This is a genomic window from Koromonas humicola (assembly GCF_059726255.1).
Map to the genome: position 1 here is coordinate 2,888,423 of NZ_AP040873.1, position 22,379 is coordinate 2,910,801.

At 55.2% G+C, this 22,379-nt stretch carries 22 protein-coding genes, 1 tRNA gene and 1 pseudogene; 11 read left to right on the forward strand and 13 right to left on the reverse strand.

From position 1 onward, the window contains the following. Positions 1-214 precede the first annotated feature (214 nt). Together AC6IZD_RS12540 and trxB are read left to right on the forward strand one after the other, a co-directional pair. Positions 215-919, forward strand: a complete 705-nt coding sequence (locus AC6IZD_RS12540) for a hypothetical protein (protein ID WP_497783656.1) — start codon at positions 215-217, stop codon at positions 917-919. A 23-nt stretch (positions 920-942) separates the two neighbouring features. Further along, the gene (gene trxB, locus AC6IZD_RS12545) at positions 943-1,878 is read left to right on the forward strand and encodes a thioredoxin-disulfide reductase (RefSeq protein ID WP_497783657.1); all 936 of its coding nucleotides are present in this window, start codon (positions 943-945) and stop codon (positions 1,876-1,878) included. An 81-nt stretch (positions 1,879-1,959) separates the two neighbouring features. Here trxB and AC6IZD_RS12550 read toward each other — a convergent pair whose 3' ends face one another. From AC6IZD_RS12550 to AC6IZD_RS12560, 3 genes are all read right to left on the reverse strand, one after another. Then, positions 1,960-3,312, reverse strand: a complete 1,353-nt coding sequence (locus tag AC6IZD_RS12550) for a tryptophanase (RefSeq protein ID WP_497783658.1) — start codon at positions 3,310-3,312, stop codon at positions 1,960-1,962. A 127-nt stretch (positions 3,313-3,439) separates the two neighbouring features. Then, positions 3,440-3,775: an energy transducer TonB gene (locus AC6IZD_RS12555; RefSeq protein WP_497783659.1), complete on the reverse strand. Its 336-nt coding sequence runs from the start codon at positions 3,773-3,775 to the stop codon at positions 3,440-3,442. A 113-nt stretch (positions 3,776-3,888) separates the two neighbouring features. Further along, positions 3,889-4,305 (reverse strand): EVE domain-containing protein, encoded by a 417-nt coding sequence (locus AC6IZD_RS12560; RefSeq protein WP_497783660.1) that lies wholly within the window; start codon positions 4,303-4,305, stop codon positions 3,889-3,891. 39 nt (positions 4,306-4,344) lie between these two features. Between AC6IZD_RS12560 and AC6IZD_RS12565 the strand changes: the two genes are divergently transcribed. Then, positions 4,345-4,758, forward strand: a complete 414-nt coding sequence (locus tag AC6IZD_RS12565) for a PaaI family thioesterase (protein WP_497783661.1) — start codon at positions 4,345-4,347, stop codon at positions 4,756-4,758. 12 nt (positions 4,759-4,770) lie between these two features. Here the strand turns inward: AC6IZD_RS12565 and AC6IZD_RS12570 are convergent, their stop codons facing one another. Continuing rightward, positions 4,771-5,187: a hypothetical protein gene (locus AC6IZD_RS12570; RefSeq protein ID WP_497783662.1), complete on the reverse strand. Its 417-nt coding sequence runs from the start codon at positions 5,185-5,187 to the stop codon at positions 4,771-4,773. 365 nt (positions 5,188-5,552) lie between these two features. Between AC6IZD_RS12570 and AC6IZD_RS12575 the strand changes: the two genes are divergently transcribed. Continuing rightward, on the forward strand, positions 5,553-5,816 hold the full coding sequence (locus tag AC6IZD_RS12575) for a c-type cytochrome (protein WP_497783663.1): 264 nt from the start codon (positions 5,553-5,555) through the stop codon (positions 5,814-5,816). Between the two features lie 127 nt (positions 5,817-5,943). Here AC6IZD_RS12575 and AC6IZD_RS12580 read toward each other — a convergent pair whose 3' ends face one another. From AC6IZD_RS12580 to AC6IZD_RS12595, 4 genes are all read right to left on the reverse strand, one after another. Then, the gene (locus AC6IZD_RS12580; protein WP_497783664.1) at positions 5,944-6,894 is read right to left on the reverse strand and encodes a helix-turn-helix domain-containing protein; all 951 of its coding nucleotides are present in this window, start codon (positions 6,892-6,894) and stop codon (positions 5,944-5,946) included. 308 nt (positions 6,895-7,202) lie between these two features. Beyond that, positions 7,203-8,723 carry a DHA2 family efflux MFS transporter permease subunit gene (locus AC6IZD_RS12585; RefSeq protein ID WP_497783665.1) on the reverse strand — a complete coding sequence of 507 codons (1,521 nt, stop codon included), beginning with the start codon at positions 8,721-8,723 and terminating at the stop codon, positions 7,203-7,205. A 65-nt stretch (positions 8,724-8,788) separates the two neighbouring features. Continuing rightward, on the reverse strand, positions 8,789-10,024 hold the full coding sequence (locus AC6IZD_RS12590) for an HlyD family secretion protein (protein ID WP_497783666.1): 1,236 nt from the start codon (positions 10,022-10,024) through the stop codon (positions 8,789-8,791). 60 nt (positions 10,025-10,084) lie between these two features. After that, positions 10,085-11,578 (reverse strand): TolC family protein, encoded by a 1,494-nt coding sequence (locus AC6IZD_RS12595; RefSeq protein ID WP_497783667.1) that lies wholly within the window; start codon positions 11,576-11,578, stop codon positions 10,085-10,087. A gap of 108 nt (positions 11,579-11,686) precedes the next feature. Here AC6IZD_RS12595 and AC6IZD_RS12600 point away from each other — a divergent pair, with 108 nt between their 5' ends. The 5 genes from AC6IZD_RS12600 (at position 11,687) to AC6IZD_RS12620 (ending at position 15,632) form a co-directional block, all read left to right on the forward strand. Further along, the gene (locus tag AC6IZD_RS12600; RefSeq protein ID WP_497783668.1) at positions 11,687-12,379 is read left to right on the forward strand and encodes a CerR family C-terminal domain-containing protein; all 693 of its coding nucleotides are present in this window, start codon (positions 11,687-11,689) and stop codon (positions 12,377-12,379) included. Positions 12,380-12,477: 98 nt separating this feature from the next. Further along, positions 12,478-13,584, forward strand: coding sequence for an adenosyl-hopene transferase HpnH (gene hpnH, locus AC6IZD_RS12605; protein WP_497783669.1), 1,107 nt, complete (start codon positions 12,478-12,480; stop codon positions 13,582-13,584). After that, positions 13,581-13,985, forward strand: a complete 405-nt coding sequence (locus tag AC6IZD_RS12610; RefSeq protein ID WP_497783670.1) for a hypothetical protein — start codon at positions 13,581-13,583, stop codon at positions 13,983-13,985. The genes hpnH and AC6IZD_RS12610 overlap by 4 nt, the downstream gene beginning before the upstream one ends. 62 nt (positions 13,986-14,047) lie before the next feature. Continuing rightward, positions 14,048-14,122 (forward strand) — tRNA-Glu (locus tag AC6IZD_RS12615). A 172-nt stretch (positions 14,123-14,294) separates the two neighbouring features. After that, positions 14,295-15,632: a tyrosine-type recombinase/integrase gene (locus AC6IZD_RS12620; RefSeq protein ID WP_497783671.1), complete on the forward strand. Its 1,338-nt coding sequence runs from the start codon at positions 14,295-14,297 to the stop codon at positions 15,630-15,632. Here AC6IZD_RS12620 and AC6IZD_RS12625 read toward each other — a convergent pair. Continuing rightward, entirely contained in the window at positions 15,558-15,791 is a 234-nt protein-coding gene (locus AC6IZD_RS12625) for a helix-turn-helix transcriptional regulator (RefSeq protein ID WP_497783672.1), read from the reverse strand. The two genes, AC6IZD_RS12620 and AC6IZD_RS12625, sit on opposite strands and share 75 nt — an antisense overlap. Positions 15,792-16,082: 291 nt before the next feature. Between AC6IZD_RS12625 and AC6IZD_RS12630 the strand changes: the two genes are divergently transcribed. Then, positions 16,083-17,018: a LysR family transcriptional regulator gene (locus AC6IZD_RS12630; RefSeq protein ID WP_497783673.1), complete on the forward strand. Its 936-nt coding sequence runs from the start codon at positions 16,083-16,085 to the stop codon at positions 17,016-17,018. Between the two features lie 458 nt (positions 17,019-17,476). Here the strand turns inward: AC6IZD_RS12630 and AC6IZD_RS12635 are convergent, their stop codons facing one another. The 3 genes and pseudogenes from AC6IZD_RS12635 to nikR form a co-directional block, all read right to left on the reverse strand. Further along, entirely contained in the window at positions 17,477-19,534 is a 2,058-nt protein-coding gene (locus AC6IZD_RS12635; RefSeq protein ID WP_497787583.1) for a TonB-dependent receptor, read from the reverse strand. A 24-nt stretch (positions 19,535-19,558) separates the two neighbouring features. Then, positions 19,559-19,924 (reverse strand): annotated as a pseudogene (locus tag AC6IZD_RS12640) (carboxypeptidase-like regulatory domain-containing protein); the annotation flags it as partial. Between the two features lie 211 nt (positions 19,925-20,135). Beyond that, on the reverse strand, positions 20,136-20,552 hold the full coding sequence (gene nikR / locus AC6IZD_RS12645; RefSeq protein ID WP_497783674.1) for a nickel-responsive transcriptional regulator NikR: 417 nt from the start codon (positions 20,550-20,552) through the stop codon (positions 20,136-20,138). Positions 20,553-20,589: 37 nt separating this feature from the next. On the opposite strand from nikR, the gene AC6IZD_RS12650 reads away from it, so the two are divergent. Continuing rightward, positions 20,590-20,772: a hypothetical protein gene (locus AC6IZD_RS12650; RefSeq protein ID WP_497783675.1), complete on the forward strand. Its 183-nt coding sequence runs from the start codon at positions 20,590-20,592 to the stop codon at positions 20,770-20,772. On the opposite strand, the gene AC6IZD_RS12655 is transcribed toward AC6IZD_RS12650, so the two are convergent. Then, the gene (locus AC6IZD_RS12655) at positions 20,769-22,376 is read right to left on the reverse strand and encodes a ParB/RepB/Spo0J family partition protein (RefSeq protein WP_497783676.1); all 1,608 of its coding nucleotides are present in this window, start codon (positions 22,374-22,376) and stop codon (positions 20,769-20,771) included. The two genes, AC6IZD_RS12650 and AC6IZD_RS12655, sit on opposite strands and share 4 nt — an antisense overlap. Between the last annotated feature and the right edge of the window lie 3 nt (positions 22,377-22,379).

Genomic DNA, 22,379 nt, shown 5'->3' on the forward strand with positions numbered 1-22,379 from the left:
GGGCAAGGACTCCCCCGGCCCCCGCACACAGCCGGGCCAGCCGAGATCGGGGCACCAGCCCCCACCCCTCTAGGGTCCCCCTCACGGATTTGAGTGACATTTTCGCCATGCTCGTCAGACTGCCGCATTATAGCTGTAACCGGGTGGGCAGTTTGCCTGCCCGGTCATTTACAATCCTGCGGTGCGGGATTTTGCTCCAAAATCGGCTTTCTGGATGATCCTCGTCATCCATACGCTGGGGCACGGGTCTCTGGTTCCGCTAGCAGCACAGCAATCCAAGCCTGCGAGGGAAAAGCCAAAGTTCCAGGTAAGCTTTGTGAATAGCTGCCAACCTGCTCAGTCGGATCTGGAAGAAATGGGGAAAGCTCTGGCGAGAGTAGAGGATCGACCGGCATTCTCCTCAGACTTTGAGGTCGCACGAGGGGTGACGACACTGACCGAAGAAGAGGCACGTGCGACTGGAGCTCCGGAAGGCACCGCAACTGTACCCTCGAATTGGGTGCGGATCCGTAAGGAGTTTCCGGAAAAGTCAGACCTGACGACGGCTCAGTACTCCCTGATTGTGGATGGCAAGATAACAAGTGAAGTGCTGGCCATTCACTTGCGCCAGAGCAAGGGGGGCGAGGATGGTGACATCCTGCAGATCCTGATCTCGAATTCCGTTTCAGCGACTCCGGCAATGGCTTTGAAAGCGAACACAGCCGCAGATCGGATAAGGATTGAGCGCTTTGGAAAGTCGTCCCTTATGCTGACACATTGCACAGGAATAGATCAGTCCGCATACGAAAAGACCTTTACGCTCGCAAGCTCAGTTCTGAAGAAATACCGCGCTGCACTGGAAGTGAGAACCGTGGTTCCCGCCGAACTGGCGCATCTGCCCCGGGGCAAAGAATCCAAAGCCGCCGCGGGGAATCATTAAAGAAGTAGGACTGTGAGAGAACGATGACAGATGAAATTCGTAATGTGGTCATTCTTGGTTCGGGTTGTTCGGGGCTGACCGCCGCTATTTATGCGGCGCGAGCAAATCTGAAGCCTCTTGTACTTGAGGGACATGAGCCTGGAGGACAGCTCTCGATGACAACACTCGTTGAGAACTTCCCAGGCTGGCCTGAAGGGATTCATGGGCCAGAGCTGATCGAGAACATGCGCAAGCAGGCGGAGAGGTTCGGCACGGAGTTTCGATTGGGACATCTCGAGGCCATCGACGCAAGTCAGCGTCCATTCCTGTTGACCGTGGGCAAGGACCAGTACAGGACACACTCAATCATCGTTGCCAGCGGAGCGAGTGCACGGTGGTTGGGCTTGCCAAGTGAACAGGCACTCATTGGGCACGGCGTTTCGTCATGCGCAACATGCGATGGATTCTTCTTCAGCGACAAAGAAGTTGCAGTGATTGGCGGCGGCGACTCCGCAATGGAAGAAGCACTCTTCCTTACGCGCTTCGCCAGCCGGGTAACCCTGATTCATCGTCGTGATGCGTTCAGGGCCAGCAAGATCATGCTCGACCGAGCGAAGGCGCACGACAAAATTCATTTCATGACTGGCACGGTCGTTGAAGAAGTGATGGACGTGAATGCAAAAGAAGTTACTGCGCTGAAGCTGCGTAACCTGCTCACGGGCAAAGTCTGGGATTTTCCAACCAGCGCAATGTTCCTGGGAATAGGACACACGCCGAACGCTGCGATGTTCAAGGGCATTCTTGAAACGGACGAGGACGGATACTTGAAAACTCGCGATTACGTTCACACCGGCGTGCCTGGAATCTATGCGTGCGGAGATGTCGCGGACCGGCGTTATCGCCAAGCAATCACCGCGGCGGGAACTGGATGCATGGCCGCAATCGAGGTGGAGAAGTATCTGGAAGACACCGGGCACTGAGCATCGGAAATACATTTACAAAAGTAAACGCCCCGTCCTGACCGCATGATTCCCACTCAGGACGGGGCATTGCATTGTGCATCAAACCTGTTCCATCTTGGCCGTGAAATGTCTGAGGAATGGTGGCTCATAGGTAAGGTGCAGACCACGGATTTGCTCGCGCTTGTTCCAGACCTCAGTTATGACTTCGATGACGTAGTCAATATGGCTCTGGGTGTACGTACGACGAGGGATTGCGAGCCGCACCAGATCCATTTTCGCCGCCTTGCCAAACATCAATGTACCGATCTCGACAGAACGGATACCGCCTTCGAGATAGAGTTCTGCAGCGAGCGCCACTCCCGGGAACTGTTCTAGAGGAATGTGCGGGACGAAGCCGCGCGCGTCAAGATAGACCGCATGGCCACCCGGCGGGAGCACGATTGGAATTCCCTGCTCCGCCAAGTGGTTTCCCAGATAGGCGGTCGATGCGATCCGATAGCGCAGATAGTCCTCATCAACGGCTTCCTGCAATCCTACGGCGATAGCTTCGAGATCTCGCCCGGCCAAGCCGCCATAGGTGGGGTATCCCTCAGTGAGAATCAGCAGGTTCTTCTCCTGTTGAGCGAGGACATCGTTGTTCGTGCAGAGGAATCCGCCAATGTTCGCCATACCGTCTTTCTTGGCGCTCATCGTGCAACCGTCACCCAGCGAGAACATCTCCTGAGCGATCTCTTTCGGAGTCTTCTTGTCATATCCCGGCTCGCGCAGCTTAATGAAGTATGAATTCTCCGCAAAGCGGCAAGCGTCAAAATACAGCGGGATCCCGTGTTTTCTGCATACTGCGCTGACCGAACGCGCGTTGGCCATTGACACTGGCTGCCCGCCTCCAGAGTTGTTGGTTATGGTCAGCATTACGAGTGGGATGCGCTCGCGTCCGAAACGGGCAATCGTCTCTTCAAGCGCGACGACATCCATGTTTCCCTTGAATGGATGCACAAGGCCAGGTTTCTTGCCTTCAGGAATGACGAGGTCGACCGCTTCGGCACCGACAGCTTCGACGTTTGCACGAGTAGTGTCAAAGTGTGTGTTGTTTGGCACGATGTCGCCGTGCTTGAGCATAGTGTTAAAAAGTATGCGTTCAGCAGCACGCCCCTGGTGGGTGGGAATCACGTGAGTGTAGCCGAATATGCTCTGGACGGAATCACGGAAGCGGGTATAGCTACGACTTCCAGCATAGCTTTCATCCCCTTCCTGAATAGCGCCCCACTGATACGTGGACATCGCACCGGTGCCGGAATCCGTTAGCAAATCGATCAGCACATCCTCGGCAGATAACAAAAACAGGTTGTAATGCGCGGCACGCAAAAAGCGCTCTCGATCTTCTCGCTTGGTCCAGTGGATTGGTTCAACACTCTTGATTCGAAACGGTTCGATGATTGTGCGAATGGGCATGAAAAGTCCTTTTTAGGCAAACTGGACATTGTAGTGCGAGGAAGAAAAAGGGAGAAGAACTCTATGTGGGTCAAAACAATTGGCCTGTAGACATCAGTCCACAGGCCCGTTGTACTCGTAATTCACGCTATTCTCTGAAGTCGAAGTTGATGACACAGAAGTCACCTTCAAATTTGGCTTGCTTTACGGCTTGTTGCGCTGCAGAAGCCAAAATTGGATTTCCGCCCAAAACCTTAACCTCGCGGACGCTTCCAGAAGGAGTGAGCTGAAGTTGCAGACGTACGGTGCCAGAGATCCGCATTTTGCGGGCTACATCTGGGTAGGCCACTTTGATGGGGCCGCTTTTGCTTCTGCAGGTTGGTTCTTCTGCAAAGGCCACGGCCGATAAGAGAACGAGGGCCGTTGCCATGATGAAAATAGCCTTTTGACAGCTCTTAAGCAGTTTCTTTCTATGAATTGTCATGGCCCTGAGCCTGAAGAGTAAGTTCCTGAATCTATGATAAGGCATTCTCGGCTCTTACCTTCATTACTTTAGGCCGTGCACTATCAAGCTTGATTCCCCCAACGGACTATGAGTCAGAGGTCTTGAGAGATCAAGGCTTGGTACTGCTCCTCGGAGAGAGGCACTACCGAGAGGCGTCCCTGGCGCAACAGAGGTGAATCGGAAAACAATGAACTCTGCTTAATCTGGGACAGAGCAACTGGAACATGGATGGGAGCTCCAGCCTTAATCGTCACGATGGGAGTTTTTGGGTCGCTGGCATCTACCGAGAGTACCTGTGCGGTGCCGACTGCTTGGCGTTCTTCCCCTGTGTGATAGATCACCAATTTGTCGTCCTTCTTCATCTCTCTCAGATGTTTGACTGCGGCAGCATTTGTTACGCCGTCCCAAACGGTTTCTTTGTCACGCTGCAGTTGCTCAAAGGAATAAACGGTGGGTTCTGTCTTTAGAAGGTAGAACATAGTCAGCATTTGTAGCACAGGTTCGTGCATCGCCGGACGGAATTCCTCATCTTTAACTCAGGTATGAGCGTGGACACATTTTCCGAACAGGCAATTCGTGAACGGCTGGCAGCCATTCCGGCGGTAAAGACCTTTGGCTATCAAATCGAAGAATTGGCCATTGGGCGTGCGGTGCTAGTCGCGCCTTACGACTCCAGCCTCGACGGCATTTACCAGTGCTTTCATGGTGGCCTACTCGCGACATTGGCAGATTCAGCAGCAGCAACAGCTGTGCTCACTGTGGCCGGAGCCGAAGCCAAGACAACTACTACCGATATGAATATTCGTTTTCTCGCGCCCTGCCTGACGGATGCTCGCGCAACGGCTCAGATCGTCAAAGCCGGAAGAACACTGTTGCTGGTTGAGATCAACATCCACGATCTGCGAGGCAATCACGTAGCTGTAAGCCACGCCAGCTATATGCGATTGCGCAACGGTGCGTAAGCTGCAAGCTTGTTACTGCACTCGGTCTTTCGGAAGTGGAATTCGCAATACGAGCCGCTGCACTTGCGGCACCAGTACATTGAGCTGTTCCTGAAGTAAGCGCCATTCCTGCAGCGCATCCCGATGCTGATTGCAACGGACAGCTATTTCCAATGCTTCCGCCGTCATCGAAACACTGCCAACTCCGAAAATCATAAGGCTGTTTCGCAGCTGGCGTGCTGCTTCATCAACTTCCGGATGAGTGCAGTTTTGGATTCCAGAGCGCATGGAATTCATGCAAGCCGGCAGCTCAGACAGAAACCGAAGGCAAAGCTGAAGCAGCAATTTAGGATCGCCTCCTGCGTGAGCAAAGAGGTGATCACAATCCACGGTGATGGAATCGGCTGTAGCGGACTCCACTTGCATCAGCTTCGAGAGATTCTCATTCATAAGCAATCTGTTGCTACCGGGTTTATCGGCAGAACAATTTGAAATCTAAAGCGGTTGCGGGCAGACAAAGAGAAAGCCGTGTGCACTGAATCTCTTATAATGCGCAACTTTTCACTTCGGCCTGAGTTCTTTCAATCAACTTCGGATTCTGAAAGCTTTTCAGACGGTGCTCTTGGAGGTGGCACGACCGAGGTAGTAGTATCGGATGCAACGGCCTTAGGATGGCCTCAGGGGTGAAACTGATTTCCAGGAAGTGATCTGCTCGGAGAGGGGATTTGTATTCTCCATTCCTGGCATGCGTTTTGCCTGTACACACGGCATAAGCCGGGATACCCGGCGATTACGACACACTAGGAGACGATTCAGTGAAACGCTTAATGACGATTACCGCTATGCTTGCCCTGAGCACGGGCATGCTGTTTGCTCAAGATGGCGCAACTATCTACAAGAAATGTGCTATGTGCCATGGTGCTAATGGTGAAGGCAAGTCTGCTCCCGCCATCAAGGGCAAAGACGTGACTTCCGTCCTTACAAACGGCGGTAAGAAAGCACCTCATGCCAGCCGTTACGGTGGACTTACCGACGACCAGGTCAAGGCAGTCGCAGCGTACGTCAAGAACTTGAAGTAGTCACTTATTTCGCGCTTCGTCCCAGGCCAGCCATCTTCGGCTGGCCTTTCATATTTCCGCTGTTCTGGTCGCAATAGAAAAGAGCCGGCGACCGACCGCGCCGGCTCTCTCAACTCGGAAAAGGCAGTTACTGCATTCTTACTCTGCGGCTGCGCTGCTGCAGCAGAGAAGGAGGTACACCAAACTTTGCGCGGAAGAGGTTGGAGAAAGTTGGCGCGCTGTGGTATCCAACTGCACGGCAAATCGCGGACACAGGAGTGTCGGTCGTCTCAAGAAGTCTATGCGCCATCTGCATGCGCCGGTCTGCGAGCGCACGTAACGGCGTGATGCCATAAACCTGGCTGAACACGCGATGGAAATGATGTGGTGACATACAGGCCACGCGCGCAATCTTTTCGAGACAGAGCTCTTCGTTGTATGCGTCCTGAATGTAAACGTAGGCACGCTGAATGCGGCGATACAGTTCAGCCCGCGTTCCAGGTCGCACGCTGTCGATTGATTCAATCTGTCGGCTGGCTGCGCTGTAGACCAGCACAACACATTCGGCCACGGCGCGGAATTTGTCTGCCACGCTTTCGAAACTGTCGCCTCGCAGACAAGCACTGCTCAGAGAACGAAGCTTTGGGCCGATCTCAAACGCGGTTTCGTGTTGAATGCACTCCGGAAAACGCACCACGATTCCATCGCGATCAATATCGAGCGAAGCAGTGAGCGGAGCGCTGAAACTGCGCGCAATTTCCGACATGTACTTCTGTTCAAAGACCAGAGACACAGCACGAGGCGATGCACTGGACTCCACGGTTGTTTCGCCCCGCTGGCCCTCATTAAGCACAAGGAATGTAGTGGGGGAAATATCGTAGTGGCCACGGTCGGTACGAATCTTGTAACGATCCTGCAGCGAATAGCGCAACGAGAGCGGGCTGACAAACGACTGTGTGCCCGGGCGCAGAAGTCCACTGGCGAAAAGATTCTTGCCCACCACAGTCTGGTCGGTCACCTTTCTGGCGTCGTGATCTTCTACACAAACCATGTTCAAATCGTTCATCTGCAATGCTTCGACTTCAAGTCCGTTCAACATTCTGCTACTCCCAGGCTTAGTGATCTTTGTGATCATGTTCCCTACCCATTGGATTGCCGTCAGACTTTCTCAAAGTTCCCGGAAGATTGAAAAATCGCAATTCTTTACAAAGTCTTTACATTTGCGACTTTCGTGCCTATGAATGCAGACCGCAGAACAACACCAACTCTGCAAATAGCGCTATGTCCATAAACACGGTAATTGCGAGAAAGTCGCTAGTAAGAAGACGGGAAAAACAGGCGCAAAGTTTACGGGCCGGCGCGCTAAAAGCAAACCGGCCCGAAACAATTCCAGCAATCGAAAACTACTCAGTGCCCCATGTGCACATCGCCCGCCTTGGGCTTTCGCGCGAGCAAAACCAGCGGCATGACTGCTAAAGTGACGACCGCCATAATGAGGATCGTATCGCGATATGACAGCACTGCTGCCTGTTGCTGCATTGTGCCGTATATGGCTCCATAAGCGCGCTGCATCGCTCCTGGCCCGGAACCCACCTGCGCCGCATACATCGCGCTCATATTTCTGAGCATGTCCTGCATGTGAATAGTGTTTGCTGTGTGGGAGGCGAGATTGGACTGATGGACCTGCATCCTTCGAGCAAGCATGGTCACAACAAATGAGATTCCAAAGCTGCCGCCAAGGTTGCGCGTCAGATTGATCATCGCCGAAATCTGGTTGTTCTGCTCCTGCGGCACACCCATGTACGAAATCGTATTGATGGGTATAAAGAGAAACGCCAACCCTATCGACTGATAAACCCGGTACATCATTGCAGTCTTGAAGTCGATGCCAACGTATATGGAGCTCATATGAAACATCGAGAGCGCCAAAGCAATGAATCCCGCCGTGATGAGTTTGCGCGGATCGACTCGAGAAACAAGAAAGCCAACTACGGGCATCATCGCCATTACGACAAGACCACCGGGTGAAAGTGCCATTCCCGCAAGCTGAGCGGTGTAACCCAGCACAGTTTGGAGGAACTGCGGAATGAGCACGGTTGTTCCGTAGAGCACCGCACCAAGCGCAAACATCAGCATATTGCTGACGGCAAAGCTACGATTTTTAAGTAGTCTCAGGTTGAGAATCGGATGTTCTTCTCGCCACTCCCAAACGACGAAAGCGATAGAGGCGATTATCGTCATTGCCGTGAAGAACTGAATGAAGTGCGACGACATCCAGTCTTCGCGTTCACCCTTATCAAGCACAACCTGCAGCGCTCCGAGTCCAACCGAGATCAGCGCCAATCCCATGTAATCCACGGGCGCATGTTTTGCTCGCTCACGTGCATCATTTATCCACGGTGGATCTTCGACCATGCGCGACGACAGGAACAGGGAGAGAATTCCGATCGGCACGTTTATGAAGAATATCCAGTGCCAGGAATAGTTGACGGTAATGTAGCCGCCGAGCGTCGGTCCAATTGCAGGCGCGAGAACCACAGCCATTCCGTACATGGCGAATCCCATGCCACGCTGCTCGGGCGAAAATGTGTCGGCGAGAATCGCCTGCTCGCTTGGTCCAAGCCCTCCGCCGCCCGCGCCTTGCAGGACGCGGAAAAAGATCAACATCGGAAGCGAGGTCGATATTCCGCACAAAAGAGAGCTAAGCGTAAAGAGTAGAACGCAGGTCATGTAGAAACGTTTGCGTCCCATTCGATCACTCGCCCATGCGGAGATCGGAAGCACGATGGCGTTTGAAACCAGATAGCTGGTCAACACCCACGTAGATTCATCCTGTCCGGACGATAGCGAGCCAGCGATGTGTGGCAATGCTACGTTTGCAATAGATGAGTCCAACACTTCCATGAACGTAGCGAGCGTTACCGTCATCGCTACTGCCCATGGATTGTGACTGGGGCGCCATCGGGGGCTGGCGCCTACCGAAGAAACTTCACTCAACGAACTCGCACCTCGGGAACCACGGAAAGCCCTGGACGCAAACGAGCATCGCGGTTGAACTCAGACTTGTTTCTGTCGTCAAAGTCAATGCGGACGGGAACGCGCTGCACAACCTTCACGTAGTTGCCCGTTGCATTTTCAGGCGGAAGCAGGCTGAACTTCGCTCCGGTCGCGCCACCTACGCTGGTGACGTGTCCACGGAACTTCTGTCCTCCAAGGGCGTCCACGCTAACCTCAACGGCCTGGCCTGGTTGCATATGTTCAAGCTGCGTTTCCTTGAAGTTGGCCGTGACCCAAATATCGTGGAGTGGCACGATGGAGAGCATCTCCTGCCCAACCTGCACGTTTTGTCCGACCTGCGCGTTGCGATTACCGACTACGCCGTCAACAGGCGCCACGATCTTTGTGTAGCCAAGATTGAGTTCGGACTGATCGAGTGCAGCCTTTGCGCGTGCAGCCTGAGCTTCACCAGCGCGCGCACGAGCTTCGGTGACGGATATCTGCTTAGGCGTGACTTTTGCGTTAGCAAGGTTGGCCTTTGCCTGCGCCAATCGCGCCTTGGCTTGGTTCACGACTTCCTGTGCAGAATGAATTCCGGCTTGGGTTGCGGTCACTGTAGCGTTAGCAGAAGTAGCAGCAGCGACAGCCTGATCGTACTGTTGCTGCGAAATCTCCTTCTTGGAAACGAGTTGCTGATAACGCTGCAGATCAGCATTTGCCGTTTTCGCATTGGCCTGAGCTTGAACAAGGCGCGCCTGCGCTTCTTCAACCTGCTTGGTAGCACCTTGAATGGCAGCTTCAGCATTCAGCACATCTGCCTGTGCGGCGCTAATCTGACTGCTGGATCCCACCTGTGAGATGGGCACGTTGAAGCGTGCCGCCTCAGAACCGGCAACCGCATCCATGTAGTCAGCTTTCGCGCGCTCGACGGCGACCTGATAATCACGATCGTCGATCTCGACCAGGACGGTACCAGCTTTTACAAACTGGCCTTCCTCGACATTAACCTTCGTAACATGGCCGCTTACGCGAGCGCTGATGGGATAAATGTAGCCATCGACCTGAGCATCGTCCGTGTTCTCAAACTTGCGACTGTGCCACCAATAAACAAGGGCTCCGATTACGGCCACAACTACAAGGACGCGAAGCACGGTGGAAAGCCACGGCTTGCGCTCGAATAGTCCAGCTTTACGCTCGGTCTCGGCCGGTGGATTTTGTTGTTCGTTCGCCATTCAATTTCTCCAAAGACTATTAAGGCGGGCTGCCATTCGGCGCCGCAATGAATTCAATCTCTACTTCGTAGGAGCAGGCGTGGGCTGCGCTCCGGGAGCGGCAGCATCGTCACCGAGCACCTGCCGCAATGTCTGCTCAGCAGCACCTATGGATCGCGCCAACAGGACCTTCGCGATGTTGTGCGCATAGAGGCTGCTAATGTACTGCTGATTCGCTGTAGCCAAGGCTTCTTGAGCCTGGATTACTTCGATATTGTTAGTGACGCCAGCCGAGAAGCGATCCTGAGACTGTGTCAGCGTCTGTTGCGCGTAGTCGAGCGTTGCACGGGCGACCTCAACCTGCTCGGCCGCGGCTCCAACGTCGAGAATCGCATTCGCCACATCTTGCTCGATGCGTCCCTTGAGATCGTCGCGTTGCGCTCTGCGCTGCTGCAGCACAGAGTCAGCCTGCCGGATATCGGCCTCGATCCGTCCGCCCTCAAAAATGGGAACACGCAACCCCGCAGTAACAGTCCAGGTCGAGAACGCATTGGAAGGATGAGTGCCGAGGGCACCGTAGTCGCCGCTCAATCCAATCGTGGGAAGGCGTTCAGCTTCGGCAGCTCTTTTCTGTAACTCGGCCGCTTTTACCTGCTGGTCTGCAGCGAGGAAGTCGGGCCGCGATGCGAGAGCACGTTGCAGGGCAACGTCTTCTGACAATGCCGGAAGCGGCTTGTATGGCACTCGGCTCACCAGCTTGATTTCTTGGTGTACAGGAAGCCCGAGCACGCGCAATAACGTGATGCGTTGCTTTGCCAGATTATTCTTCGCTTCGATCAGGTTCTGCCTGCGCACCTGCAGTTCGACACGCGCGCGAAGTGTGTCCACGTTAGGACTCAACCCAGCGTTCTCGCGATCAGTTGCGAGTTGGAAGAGCGCCTCAGCGGTTTTCAGCTCCGCAGTGGTGGCATCGACCTGACTTTCAGCGGCGATCACGAGCAGGTAGCTGGCGGCAACCGCGAGCGTGACTGTTTCTTTCGCAGAAGTAAAGTTGTATCCCGCAGCACGCACATTGGCAGTAGCTGCACGAGTGTTCTCGATGTTGTGAAAATCCAAGAGGCTCTGGGTGGCCGAGATTCGCGCATCAGAGTTGCTGACACGAACCGAAGGAGGGACATTCAATCCTAAGCCTGACAGATTGAAACCTTGTGCCTGAATGTTTCCCTTGATGTTGCTCTCTCGCAGCGAGCCGTCAATGTGAGGCAGCATGTTGCTCAATTCACGAAGGCGAGCGGCTCTGGCTTGGGAGGTCGCTTGACCGCTGAGCACAATTCCGAGGTTGTAACGCAGGCCCCTGTTGATGGCGTCTTCGACAGATAGATCCAACACACCGGGCTGAAGCTTCCCCTCCGGAACGCTGCCGGAAAAAGGACTCTGAGTGCCGGACGCGAGTAGTTGGTCCAGCGATTGCGGAACATTGAGTGAGGAAGCACCACCGGAAAGTTGCTGAGCGCTGGCGGGGACAGACAAAAGCGAGAAAAGCAGCCAGCCGTGAATAAGTCTTCCGTGCATCATTGAATCTCCAACCGACTTCGACTATCCTAGAAAATCATACGCTTGATTTAATTGTCAAACGAATGGATTCACCATTGCCGTACAAAGATTCTGAAAAGCGCGAAGGAAATGCCCAAGCCTGAAAAACAAAAATGCGCCCTTGGACGCTCCGCGTGCCAGGACCGAAGTGAACGAACTCGCCAACGCCTTATCGAGGTAGCCGTAGAGGTGTTCTCCGAGCTCGGCTATGAGGCCGCGAGTACACGAACGATTGTAGAACGGGCACAGGCGAACCTGGTCTCGATTCCCTACTATTTTGGCAGCAAGTTGGGCCTTTACCATGCAGTCGCCGAGTACATCGGATCCAACATCATCCAACGTTTTGGTCCGACGTGCGAGCGTGCACGGCAGGGCCTGTTTAAGCCCGGCCTGACCAGAGCTGAAACTCTCGACATGTTCATTGATTTCATGGTCGAGTTCGCCCAGATGATGCTGGGCGAAGATACGCCGAGTTCGTGGGGACAATTCATTTACCGCGAACAGTTTGATCCGACCGAGGCGTTTGAAATCATTCACGCCAAATTTTCACCGTTGCTTGATACTGGATTCGAGTACGTGTCGCGCCTGACGAACCGGCCAGCAACGGCTCCTGAGACCCGCATCCAATTCTTGGCTATTCTTTCAATGATAAAGTTCACGCGGGTGGATCGCGCCTCTGTGCTTAAGACAATGGGCTGGAAGAGTTTCGGCAAGGAAGAGACCCGGATCGTGGAAGACATGCTGCGCCACAACATGCACGCGTTATTTGCCCATTCGGCTTGAGTTTGCGAGCATTGAACGGCCGAATTTGCCTGCCCGGTTCTGCATCTGATTCCGAGGTCGGCAGAATCAGTTACCATACAGATGGAGGATGTTGCTAAATGGCAGTTCCAGTCTCTCAAATGTGGGCGGTGAGCAGTTATGTGCTCAAGAACCGGCTGCAAGGGCGTAAACACTACCCGCTAGTCGTGATGCTGGAAGTGCTCTTTCGTTGCAATCTTGCCTGCGCCGGATGCGGCAAGGTGCAATACCCCGCTCACATCCTGAAAAGCCAACTCACACCTGAAGAATGCTTCCGCGCGGTCGAAGAGGCCGGCGCTCCCATCGTGAATATTCCGGGAGGCGAACCGCTGCTGCATCCGCAGATCGGCGAGATCGTGCAAGGGCTGATCGATCGTGGCAAGTACGTGTACCTGTGCACCAATGCGCTTCTCTTGAAAGAGAAGATGCATCTGTTCAAGCCCAGCAAGTACTTCACCTTCACAGTGCATCTGGATGGCGAGCGCGACCACCACGACTTTTCGGTTTGCCGCGAAGGCACATACGACATCGCGGTAGCCGCCATGAAAGAGGCCATCGCGAAGGGCTTCCGCGTGACGACCAATTCAACGCTGTTTGATGGGGCCGATCCGGTGAGCGTGCGGCGCTTCTTCGACGACATGATGGAGATGGGCGTCGAAAGCATGATGGTTTCGCCGGGCTACAGTTACGACAAGGCCCCCGACCAACAGCATTTTTTGGCGAAGGAACGCACTCGCGAGTTGTTCCGGCAGATATTGAGCAATCGCAAGCGCAGTTGGAGATTCAACGCGACTCCGCTGTTCTTCGAGTACCTGATGGGCAAGCGCCAGTACGACTGCACGCCTTGGGGCATTCCGACCTACACGATGTTTGGCTGGCAAAAGCCCTGCTACCTGCTGCAGGACGGTTATGCGGACAGTTTCAAGGAACTGATCGAGGGAACGAACTGGGACAACTACGGGGAAAAGAGCGGCAATCCGAAATGCGCGAATTGCATGGTTCATTGCGGGTACGAGCCCTCGGCAGTGAACCACACATTCGGCTCGCTGGGCGGACTGGCGGCAACCGTGAAGGGAATGCTCTCAACGTACGACGATCCCGAGGCGCTCGCGGCGTTGCAGGCTCCACGCAAGGCACAGCAACCATCGCTGGTGCAAATTGAAGACGCTCCGCAGGAGACCCGATGAGCACCCAAGAAATGACTACGCAGGAGATAGACGACGTGACGCGCGAGACATTGCAGGGATGGGTTCCGGCACTGGCAGATGAAAAGGAATTACGCTCCGCACTCGAACAGGCGTTTGATTACCGCGGCGATGTGACAATCACACTGAGGAGCGGAGAAACAGTTGTAGGATTCGTGTTCGATCGCCGACCGGGCGACACACTGGCAAACTCGTACGTTCGCGTGCTGCTGCAGGACGGCCCCCATAAACGTGATATTCCTTACGCCGATATCGCAGGCCTAGCATTCTCGGGACGCGACACGGCGGCCGGCAAGAGCTGGGAAGCGTGGGTAAAGAAATATACGGAAAAGAAGGATGCGGGCGAGACCGACATTGGCCTACATCCGGATGAACGCGAGTAGACGCGAGTTCTCCACAGCTTTGCGTTACGCGTTCATTTTGTTATATTGAAGCTGGTTCCTGTGGCGCTATCGTCTAGGGGTTAGGACGTGAGATTCTCAATCTTAAAACCCGGGTTCGATTCCCGGTAGCGCTACCAATACCTCTTCCAAGGACTTCCAAGAACGTCCAAGCAAGTCCAGAAAATACTGAAAAACAAAGAGATTGATGCTTCGATGAGTCCATCGGGGTGCAACTCTGTCCGTTGACAGCCGGGGGCAACTGGGGCAACATTCTGGGGGCAACTGAATTTTGCCCAAGGAGTTGCCCCAATGCCCCTCACCGACGTCGCGATCCGCAATGCCAAACCAGCGGCCAAATCGTTCAAGCTCTACGACACTGACGGGCTCTATTTGGAAATTTCCCCTTCCGGCGGAAAATGGTGGCGGCTGAAATACCGCTTCAATGGCAAGGAGAACCGGATCTCGCTCGGCGTCTATCCCGACGTGAGCCTGAGCAACGCTCGTGATCGCCGGGCTGATGCACGAAAGAAGCTGGCGAACGGCATCGATCCCAGCCAGGACCGCAAGGAACAGAAGATCGCCCAAGCCGAGCGGGCTGAGAACTCTTTCGAAAAGGTGGCTCGTGAGTGGTTCGAAAAGTTTTCGACGGTCTGGGCGCCGGCGCATTCTGCAAGAAAGCTCCGCCTCTTCGAGCGCGACATCTTTCCATGGATCGGGAAACGCCCGATCGCGGAAATTGCAGCCCCAGAATTACTGAGCGTCTTGCGACGGATTGAGAAGCGCGGTGTGCGGGAGACGGAACGCCGTGCGCTGGTCGCCTGCGGACAGGTATTCCGATACGCAGTCGCCTCCGGTCGCGCAGAACGCGACCCTTCGCGGGACCTGCGCGGTGCACTTCCCCCTGTGAATGCAGAGCACTTCGCCGCGATTACAGAGCCTGAGCAGCTCGCTCCAATTCTTCGAGCGCTAGATGCCTACGAGGGGACGCCGACCGTGCGCTGCGCCTTGCGCCTGATGCCCATGCTCTTCGTGCGCCCCGGCGAATTGCGGACAGCGGAGTGGGCGCACATCAACCTGGAGACGGCCGAGTGGCGTTTTCTGGTGACGAAGACGAAACGAAATCATATCGTGCCGCTGTCGAAACAGGCGGTGAAGCTCCTGAAGGAAGTTCAACCGATCACGGGAGAGGGAAAGTACGTTTTTCCAAGCCCACGAACCAACACCCGGCCGATGAGCGATAATGCAATCCTTGCTGCCATGCGAAGCATGGGAATCCCAAAGGACGTCACGACTGGCCACGGCTTCCGTGCCACAGCTCGAACAATTCTGGATGAAGTGCTTGGCGTCAGGATTGACTTAATCGAACATCAGTTGGCCCACGCGGTGAAAGACCCAAACGGGAGAGCTTACAACCGGACCGCATTTTTACCGGAACGGCGTCAGATGATGCAGATTTGGGCCGACTATCTTGACCAGCTGAAAGCTGGAAAGGCGCTGCCCAGCTCTGAAAAGCGTCAAAAAACTGCTCACTCCAGACGAGGCGGAGCGATTCCGATCACTGTGAATGAGGGGCTAGGCGGCGCGCTCGGAAAGCACAGTTCGCAGGTTCGGACGAGACTCAAGGACGCGGTCGCGCGCCCAGTTTGAGATCTCTTCTTCAACCCATCCCACTGCCCTGCCACCGAGCTTGACCGGGGCAGGAAAATCCCCTGTCTTGATCCGTAAATAGATCGACGACCGAGAAAGTCCGGTACGGCGCTTTACTTCAGGAAGGCGCAAGAACGCCATTGGCAAATCTCCCTTCATTTCGTCGCCCTAGATAAAGGCGTCCTAGGTTCACGGTTTGAATGTGGCGCGAGCGAAGCCGTCTGTCTAATGAAATCCATGCACCACGCTATGCACTGCAGGAATAACGGTGCGTATCGCAGCTTCCGACAAATAGTGATCCCGCTCACATACAGCTCCGATCGGCCCATATCACCGTAATTTGTGCAACCGCCAAATCCAGAGCAGCATCGAAAGTGCATCTCGGGTATGTAGCCGCTGATGGAGCGCAATACATACATCCCCCCAAGGGTTCTTGTTTGAGAATTGGCCATGGTGCTACCCGAAATCCGCTTGCTTCACGCCGCTATCGTATTGGCGGAAGAGCTCAACTTCTCTCGCGCAGCTGAGCGACTGAGAATCGATCAATCCACGCTCAGTAAACGGATTATGGAGCTGGAAGGTCTGGTCGGGCTGCGCCTGTTCGCTCGCAATCATCAGGTCGTAGAGCTGACTGAACCTGGTCGCCATTTTGTGCAGGAAGCTCGAAACGCTTTGCTGCATGCCGAGCGCGCGGTCCTGAACGCCACGGCTGCATCGCGCGGTGCCGAAGACGTTCTAAACATCGGGAAGTCTGCCTACGTTGACCCATACATTGTCACCACGCTGCTGTCCATTCAGCTTCCCCTATTTCCGGGATTGAAGATCAAGCAATGGAGCAATTACTCGCATGAACTGGCGCATCAGGTCGCTTTGGGAAAGCTGGATCTAGCGCTGGTCATTGCGGTTCCCGATTCAGCCAAGCTGAACCTTCTCACCGTCTCCGACGCTCCGGCTTACATTGCACTGTCGAGAGAAAGCCCACTGACGGACAGACCAGAGCTTCGCCTCGAAGACATCTGCGAGCATGACTGGATCTTGCCCGCGCCCCACGTGAATCCGTTTTTGCAAGAAATGCTTCAGAGTGTGAGGACCGAGAGGAAGATCAAGCCTCCGGAGGTGCATCACTTCATGAGCGTCGATGAAGCATCGGAGCTGATTTTGGCGCACAAGGGAGTCGCGTTCTTGACGCGCGGAGGGGCATGGCGGATCGCTCGCGACGGAATCACAATGCGGCCTTTGGCGGAGGATCGCCTTCGCTTGCAGACGAAGCTCGCGACGCGAGCTGATAACAAGTCGCGTCTCGTCACTGAATTCGTCCGCGCCGCCGGACGAAGACTGGCGGGCACCCGTCCGGCGCAGCAGGTCCGTTTGCCTTTAGCGGGATGAAAATCTGCCAGGAGCACTGCCGCCCGATTGTGCGCCTTCGTCTTCCCGAATCACTACATTGAGCGGACCTTCGAGTCCGCATTTCGGGCACAGATAGACGCCCGAAGTAAGCGCCCTGCCTTCATATTCTTCTCTTCTGAATGCGCTTCCACAATGAATGCATACATGGAAGTGGTGCAGTCCCCGCTTGTTTCCATTCGAATCGCTCACGGCTGTACTCCTTATCTCCCGCTCGAAACGTTTGCGGGTAAGTTCTGTTCCCTCAGGTACATACCGGGAATATTCAAATTGTATGCCTGAATTGTCGCTTCCCGTAAGCGAAACGCCCGTGACGATCGCGGCTCAAAGGTGAGATTGGGAGGGATGGACTGCTGTGCGTTCTTCAGTCTGAGTCAAAGAAAGGCCGAGGATGTTGAACCCTCGGCCCGTGCGCAGGTCAATGAGTCGATCAAAAACTCCTACTTGTTGGTACCGAAAACGTAGTGCAGTCCGAATCGCACCTGGAACGGCTCCTCCGGATGCGAGACGTTGGAGAATGTCGATGCGGCGCTCGGAGTGATTCGAGATTCGTAGGCGTAGGTGATGTCGTCGTCGCGGCGGTTCAGTAAGTTCAAGAACTCCGCCCCCAAGCGCCAAGACTTGTTAATCCGATAACCGATATCCCCGTTGAGCAACGCTGTCCTTTTCGAGCGAAACAACCCGTCCGAGGTCAAATCGCGCGGACCGAAGTAGCGAAGCCGCAAGCTCCCCGAGAACCGGTTCACGTCGTGCATCGTGATACCCGATGAAATTACCAACGCAACCGCTTCGGGTACACGCCTGCCACCGGGACTGTTCGGCGCGGCATCATCTCCATCGATCTCGGTAAACAGAGCTTTCGAGTTTGCAAGGTCAAAATCAAAAGCGAAGTGTTCGAACGGAGTGTAGTAGTTCGCCCATTCGATGCCGTAGCGGTCGCTCGGCTGCCGGGAAGCAGTCGTGCCTCCGGTGTCGCCGGACTGCTGCAGTTCGGAGGCACTGTGGAGATACCAGACAGAAACCGTGCTTTGCATGTGCGGGACGGCCAGAGTCCGCACGCCCACTTCCGCGCCTTTGGTGGGGATCATGGGCGGGATCTTGTCGGCGGGCGTGTTGGGGTAAGGATTCTCGCCTGAGATTGGTTCCACTGTTTGCGTCGTGCCGCGCCCGTCGTTGCTATGAAAACTAGCGCCACCCTGAACGTAAAACTCGGTATTCGACCACGGGCCAAAGATCAAACTTGCCTTCGGGCTGGGGAGCGTCTTTCTGGCGATGCCGTTATTGGCTGCCGTCACGAGACTGGTGACATCGAAGCGTTGCACGTCGCCACGCAGCTCCACAACCGAGCGGAGTTTGTTTGCCCACTGAATCTTGTTCTCCGCGTAGAGGCCCAACTGCGTATCGGCGAAGCGATCCTCTTGCGTGGTCGCGGGCAGAGTTGTTCCTGTCTCAGCGTCAATCTTGTCTACGCGCAAGCGATTCTGGGCCTGGAAAAGTCCGTTGTGTATCCAATCGTTGCGGAGTTGAAAGCCGATTGTGTTTTCTACCTTGCGGCCAAACCACTGGCTATAGATCGTGTGACGTGCGTCCAGCCCAGCCACCCAGCGCTTGTCCGCCTGTTCGAACTGATCGCCTCGAACGGGATCGTCCAAGTAGTAGGTGAAATCAGAGAATAGGTCGAGGTCGTAACGGAAGCCGTATGCCATGATCTTCGTCAGGGAGTTCGTTCCCTGGCGATGCCATTCCGCCTGCATGCTATAGCGACCTGAGTTGCCACCGTCGGTCGGATTCAACGTGCCGTAAAAACCAACGAGGGATTGAGCGGCTACGGGAATTTGATCGCTCGAATGCCAGTTCCCGTGATACGCACGCGCCGTGATGCTGAAGCCTTTCGCCTCTTCGCCCTGGCTATAGGTCAAAAGACCATTGAACTTGTAATAGTTGTCCGGATGCGTCCATGGACCATCATCGTGGTACGCCTCGCCTCCATACAGCAAGTTGCCTTTGCCGAGTTTCTGCGACACCCCGAACACCGCCCGCCCAAAGCCATACATGCCGCCTTCCACGTTGAAGAAGTTCTGCGGCAACGTCTTGTAGAAGATCAGGTGCGAGTTTCCCGCGGAACCATAGTTGCCGACATCAGCGGAGTAGGGGCCTTTCTGAAAGTCCACTCTCTCTACAAACTCCGGGATGACGGTGTTCATGTCCGCATAGCCCTCGCCATGCGCGTGCGACGGCAGGTTGAGCGGCATGCCGTCGAGGAAAATGGCAATGTCTGTCCCGTGGTCGAGGCTGAAGCCGCGAAGGAAGTACTGGTTCGCCTTACCTCCTCCAGCGTGTTGCGTGATGATGACGCCGGGGATTGTCTCCAAAACTTCTCCCGAACGAAGAATGGGGCGGTCCTGAATCTGGGTTGCACCCACTGTTCCCTGTGTGGCTGAATTGGCGATTCCGATGAGGCTGTCCTCGCGCCCCTGCACTTCAACGGTGGTGTTCACAGAACCTACCGCGAGGGATATACGCAATGGTGCAGGTGCCTTGCCGGATTCTATGGTGAAAGGGAGTTCTTTGGTTTCAAAACCAGAACCAGATACCAAAAGCCGGTAGCGGCCTGCCGCAAGCCCGGAAACAGAGAAAGAGCCACTCGCATCGGACACTGTCGCTCTTTGTAAAGTGCCGTCTACGCTTCGAACCTGAACCGTAGCCCCGGCAATCATTGCGCCGGATGCATCAACGACAGTTCCCGTGAGCTGGCTATCGGTGGCGGCGGTGCGATGGGCGTGCTGCGATTGAGCGGAGGCGTTGAGCGCCGAACATAGGAAGACAAATGAAATTGCGCACGAGATGAGCGCGGATCTGAGACTACGACAACGACTGCCTTGAGCCATCTACGGTGTTCCTTCGGGAGCCTCCGCCGCGACCGACCGCAAAGAGATCCCGAAGAACCCATTACGTCAGACTAGGCTCGCACGAGGAAATCCCGATCACTGACAAATTCTCTTTAAAAGGAATGTTCCCACACGTAACACGATTTTGTACATCGTATGCGACACAACGTTTCGAATATCGTGCTACGACGCTTTGAATCTCGCTGGCGCACTAGAGATCCTTGCCAGTTGAGGTCATCACCAGTTTGCCGTGCTTCACACCTTTTAGGCTGAGCATGTGATCGGCCATGTGTTTCACCTCTCCTGCTGGGCCTTTCATGATTACAACTTCAAAGCAGTTTTTTGGGTCCAGGTGCACGTGCGTTGCCGCAAGCACATTGTCGTGATGATGATGCTGCGCTTCGGTGAGTTTCTGCGAGAGCTCTGGGCGGTGATGGTCGTAGATCATGGAAAGCGTCGCCACTACCTGCTTGTTCTCGTTCACTTCTTCGGCCACCAGGGTGTCGCGGATGAGATCCCGCAACGCTTCCGAGCGATTGCCATAGCCCCGCTTCGCAATCAACTTGTCGAACTTCTCAAGCAGGTCCTGCTCAATCGAAACCCCAGTTCTGACCAGTTCAGCAGCCATTCCAGTTCTCCTGATCCCAATTCTATCGGAGCATTGCATGAGAGAACGAACACTCCCGCTTTCCAACTACGTGCTCCTGATCTCGCACGTCGGGTGGGTCCAGAGAACGACCTTCCGTCGTAACGGAAGCACCAAGGAAGGGTGGGAAGACGGGCTGCGCACAGAAAAATGCGGAGCCGTGAATCTCTGGCTCCGCACGGGAATTGAATTGGCGGTCTAGGCGGCGGCCTTCTTGCTGGTCTTGGTGTTCGGCTTCGGTGTCGACTTCTTCGTCTCCTTCTCCTTTTCCTTTGCCGCAAATTCCTGTTTGACTTTCGCGGCGATAGCGTCCGTATCAACCTTGTAGGCAGTAGCCGCATCGCGCAAGACCTTCGAGGCGTTGCCGCGCGAAGCCGAGAGCAGAATGACGGACTCGACCACGACACGGCCAAGCGTGCCTTCCTCGGAGCGGCGGAGGAAGGCCAGAAAGAGCTTTCCGATGGACTCGCTTTCCTTTGCCTTCTTGATGCCGTGTTGACGTGCCAAAACCGTGATACGGTTCTCGTCGAGCAGGCCTGTGAGCCGTTCTGCCGCAAACAGGAGATCACGTTTCGTGAGCCGCAATGGTACCGCCGCAGCGATTGCGGACAGAACTCGCAATCCAGTGGCGTTGGCGATAGCTTCCTCCTTTCGCCGTTTCTCCTGCTCTGCCTTCCATTGCGCATCGCTGGTGCGTGAGCTAACGGACGGTTTGGTATGGTGCACGGGGCAAGAAGGATTGGCACACACCTTCTGGATTGTGCCAACGTCGCTGCCTTCGGTGATGATGGCCTCCTTGGTGTCCTTGCACACCTTGAATTCCGGGCGCTTGGCCTCGTCCTTCGACTTCGGCTTGTCATCCCGAATTGCGGTGTACTTGTTGCGCGGCAAAACCGGGCTGCCTTCCTTCTGCACCCCGTAGGCCGTGCTGACTTGAACAAGCTGCGGCTTGGCGGCAATCAGCTGGGCCACATGCGCTGCGATCTTCGCCCGATAGCACGCCGGATCGGTGCAGCGGTCGCCCTGCTTTCCAAGGTCGTCCCCGAAAAGCAGTTTGTTGTGTCCTGTGCGCTTCGGGCACTCGCCGCAAGTTCCTGCTGTCGAGACAAGCTGCGCATCGCGCTTGTCGAACGGCGCGTCCTTGAGAACAAGCAGAACGTTGTTCTCAATCCAGAATTGGAGGTTGCGGAGCGGTAGCAGAATGCGCGTCGGCTTCTGCTCGCCGTTATAAACCTCCTTGAAGCAGGCCGAAAGCGCGGCCTTCTGCTGCTCGGGTGGTAGCTTCGCCAAAAGAAGCGCATGGCCTACGCCGATTTCGTTGGCGTAGAAGGCGTCCACGGCGGCGGGGATAAGCTCAGTCAACTTCAACCTTGCTGCAACGAACGAAGGCTGCTTGCCAACGCGAGCGGCAATCTGTTCGATGCTGTATTTCGGTTCCTCCAGACTGAGCAAGGCGCGAAATCCCTCGGCTTCCTCCATCGGGTGAATCTCGGCGCGAATGAGGTTCTCGACAAGCTGCGCCTCCAAGACCTCAGCATCGGACAGGTGAACAATGCGTGCCGGAACGGTCGAGACTTCTGCGATCTGCGCGGCACGGTAGCGACGCGCTCCAGCCACGATCTCGAAGCTGTTCTCGGCGAGTGGCCGAACGAGCAGAGGCGAGAGTACGCCTTGGCTGCGGATGCTGGTGGCGAGTTCTTTCAAAGCCGCATCCTCAAAGATGCGGCGCGGATTGGTTTTCGATTCGTTCAATGACGCAAGAGGTAGGTCGCGGTACTCGCTGGCATTCAGAACAGTGGTATCCATCAC

What these genes read in the sequence shown, in the direction of transcription:
- AC6IZD_RS12590 (WP_497783666.1), bottom strand. Translation starts at nt 10,024, where the DNA reads ATGGCGAACGAACAACAAAATCCACCGGCCGAGACCGAGCGTAAAGCT.
- AC6IZD_RS12655 (WP_497783676.1), bottom strand. Translation starts at nt 22,376, where the DNA reads ATGGATACCACTGTTCTGAATGCCAGCGAGTACCGCGACCTACCTCTT.
- AC6IZD_RS12560 (WP_497783660.1), bottom strand. Translation starts at nt 4,305, where the DNA reads ATGCACGAACCTGTGCTACAAATGCTGACTATGTTCTACCTTCTAAAG.
- trxB (WP_497783657.1), top strand. Translation starts at nt 943, where the DNA reads ATGACAGATGAAATTCGTAATGTGGTCATTCTTGGTTCGGGTTGTTCG.
- AC6IZD_RS12580 (WP_497783664.1), bottom strand. Translation starts at nt 6,894, where the DNA reads ATGTTGAACGGACTTGAAGTCGAAGCATTGCAGATGAACGATTTGAAC.
- AC6IZD_RS12585 (WP_497783665.1), bottom strand. Translation starts at nt 8,723, where the DNA reads ATGACGGTAACGCTCGCTACGTTCATGGAAGTGTTGGACTCATCTATT.
- hpnH (WP_497783669.1), top strand. Translation starts at nt 12,478, where the DNA reads ATGGCAGTTCCAGTCTCTCAAATGTGGGCGGTGAGCAGTTATGTGCTC.
- AC6IZD_RS12625 (WP_497783672.1), bottom strand. Translation starts at nt 15,791, where the DNA reads ATGAAGGGAGATTTGCCAATGGCGTTCTTGCGCCTTCCTGAAGTAAAG.
- AC6IZD_RS12555 (WP_497783659.1), bottom strand. Translation starts at nt 3,775, where the DNA reads ATGACAATTCATAGAAAGAAACTGCTTAAGAGCTGTCAAAAGGCTATT.
- AC6IZD_RS12550 (WP_497783658.1), bottom strand. Translation starts at nt 3,312, where the DNA reads ATGCCCATTCGCACAATCATCGAACCGTTTCGAATCAAGAGTGTTGAA.
- AC6IZD_RS12595 (WP_497783667.1), bottom strand. Translation starts at nt 11,578, where the DNA reads ATGATGCACGGAAGACTTATTCACGGCTGGCTGCTTTTCTCGCTTTTG.
- AC6IZD_RS12540 (WP_497783656.1), top strand. Translation starts at nt 215, where the DNA reads ATGATCCTCGTCATCCATACGCTGGGGCACGGGTCTCTGGTTCCGCTA.
- AC6IZD_RS12630 (WP_497783673.1), top strand. Translation starts at nt 16,083, where the DNA reads ATGGTGCTACCCGAAATCCGCTTGCTTCACGCCGCTATCGTATTGGCG.
- AC6IZD_RS12570 (WP_497783662.1), bottom strand. Translation starts at nt 5,187, where the DNA reads ATGAATGAGAATCTCTCGAAGCTGATGCAAGTGGAGTCCGCTACAGCC.
- AC6IZD_RS12610 (WP_497783670.1), top strand. Translation starts at nt 13,581, where the DNA reads ATGAGCACCCAAGAAATGACTACGCAGGAGATAGACGACGTGACGCGC.
- AC6IZD_RS12600 (WP_497783668.1), top strand. Translation starts at nt 11,687, where the DNA reads ATGCCCAAGCCTGAAAAACAAAAATGCGCCCTTGGACGCTCCGCGTGC.
- AC6IZD_RS12650 (WP_497783675.1), top strand. Translation starts at nt 20,590, where the DNA reads ATGAGAGAACGAACACTCCCGCTTTCCAACTACGTGCTCCTGATCTCG.
- AC6IZD_RS12620 (WP_497783671.1), top strand. Translation starts at nt 14,295, where the DNA reads ATGCCCCTCACCGACGTCGCGATCCGCAATGCCAAACCAGCGGCCAAA.
- nikR (WP_497783674.1), bottom strand. Translation starts at nt 20,552, where the DNA reads ATGGCTGCTGAACTGGTCAGAACTGGGGTTTCGATTGAGCAGGACCTG.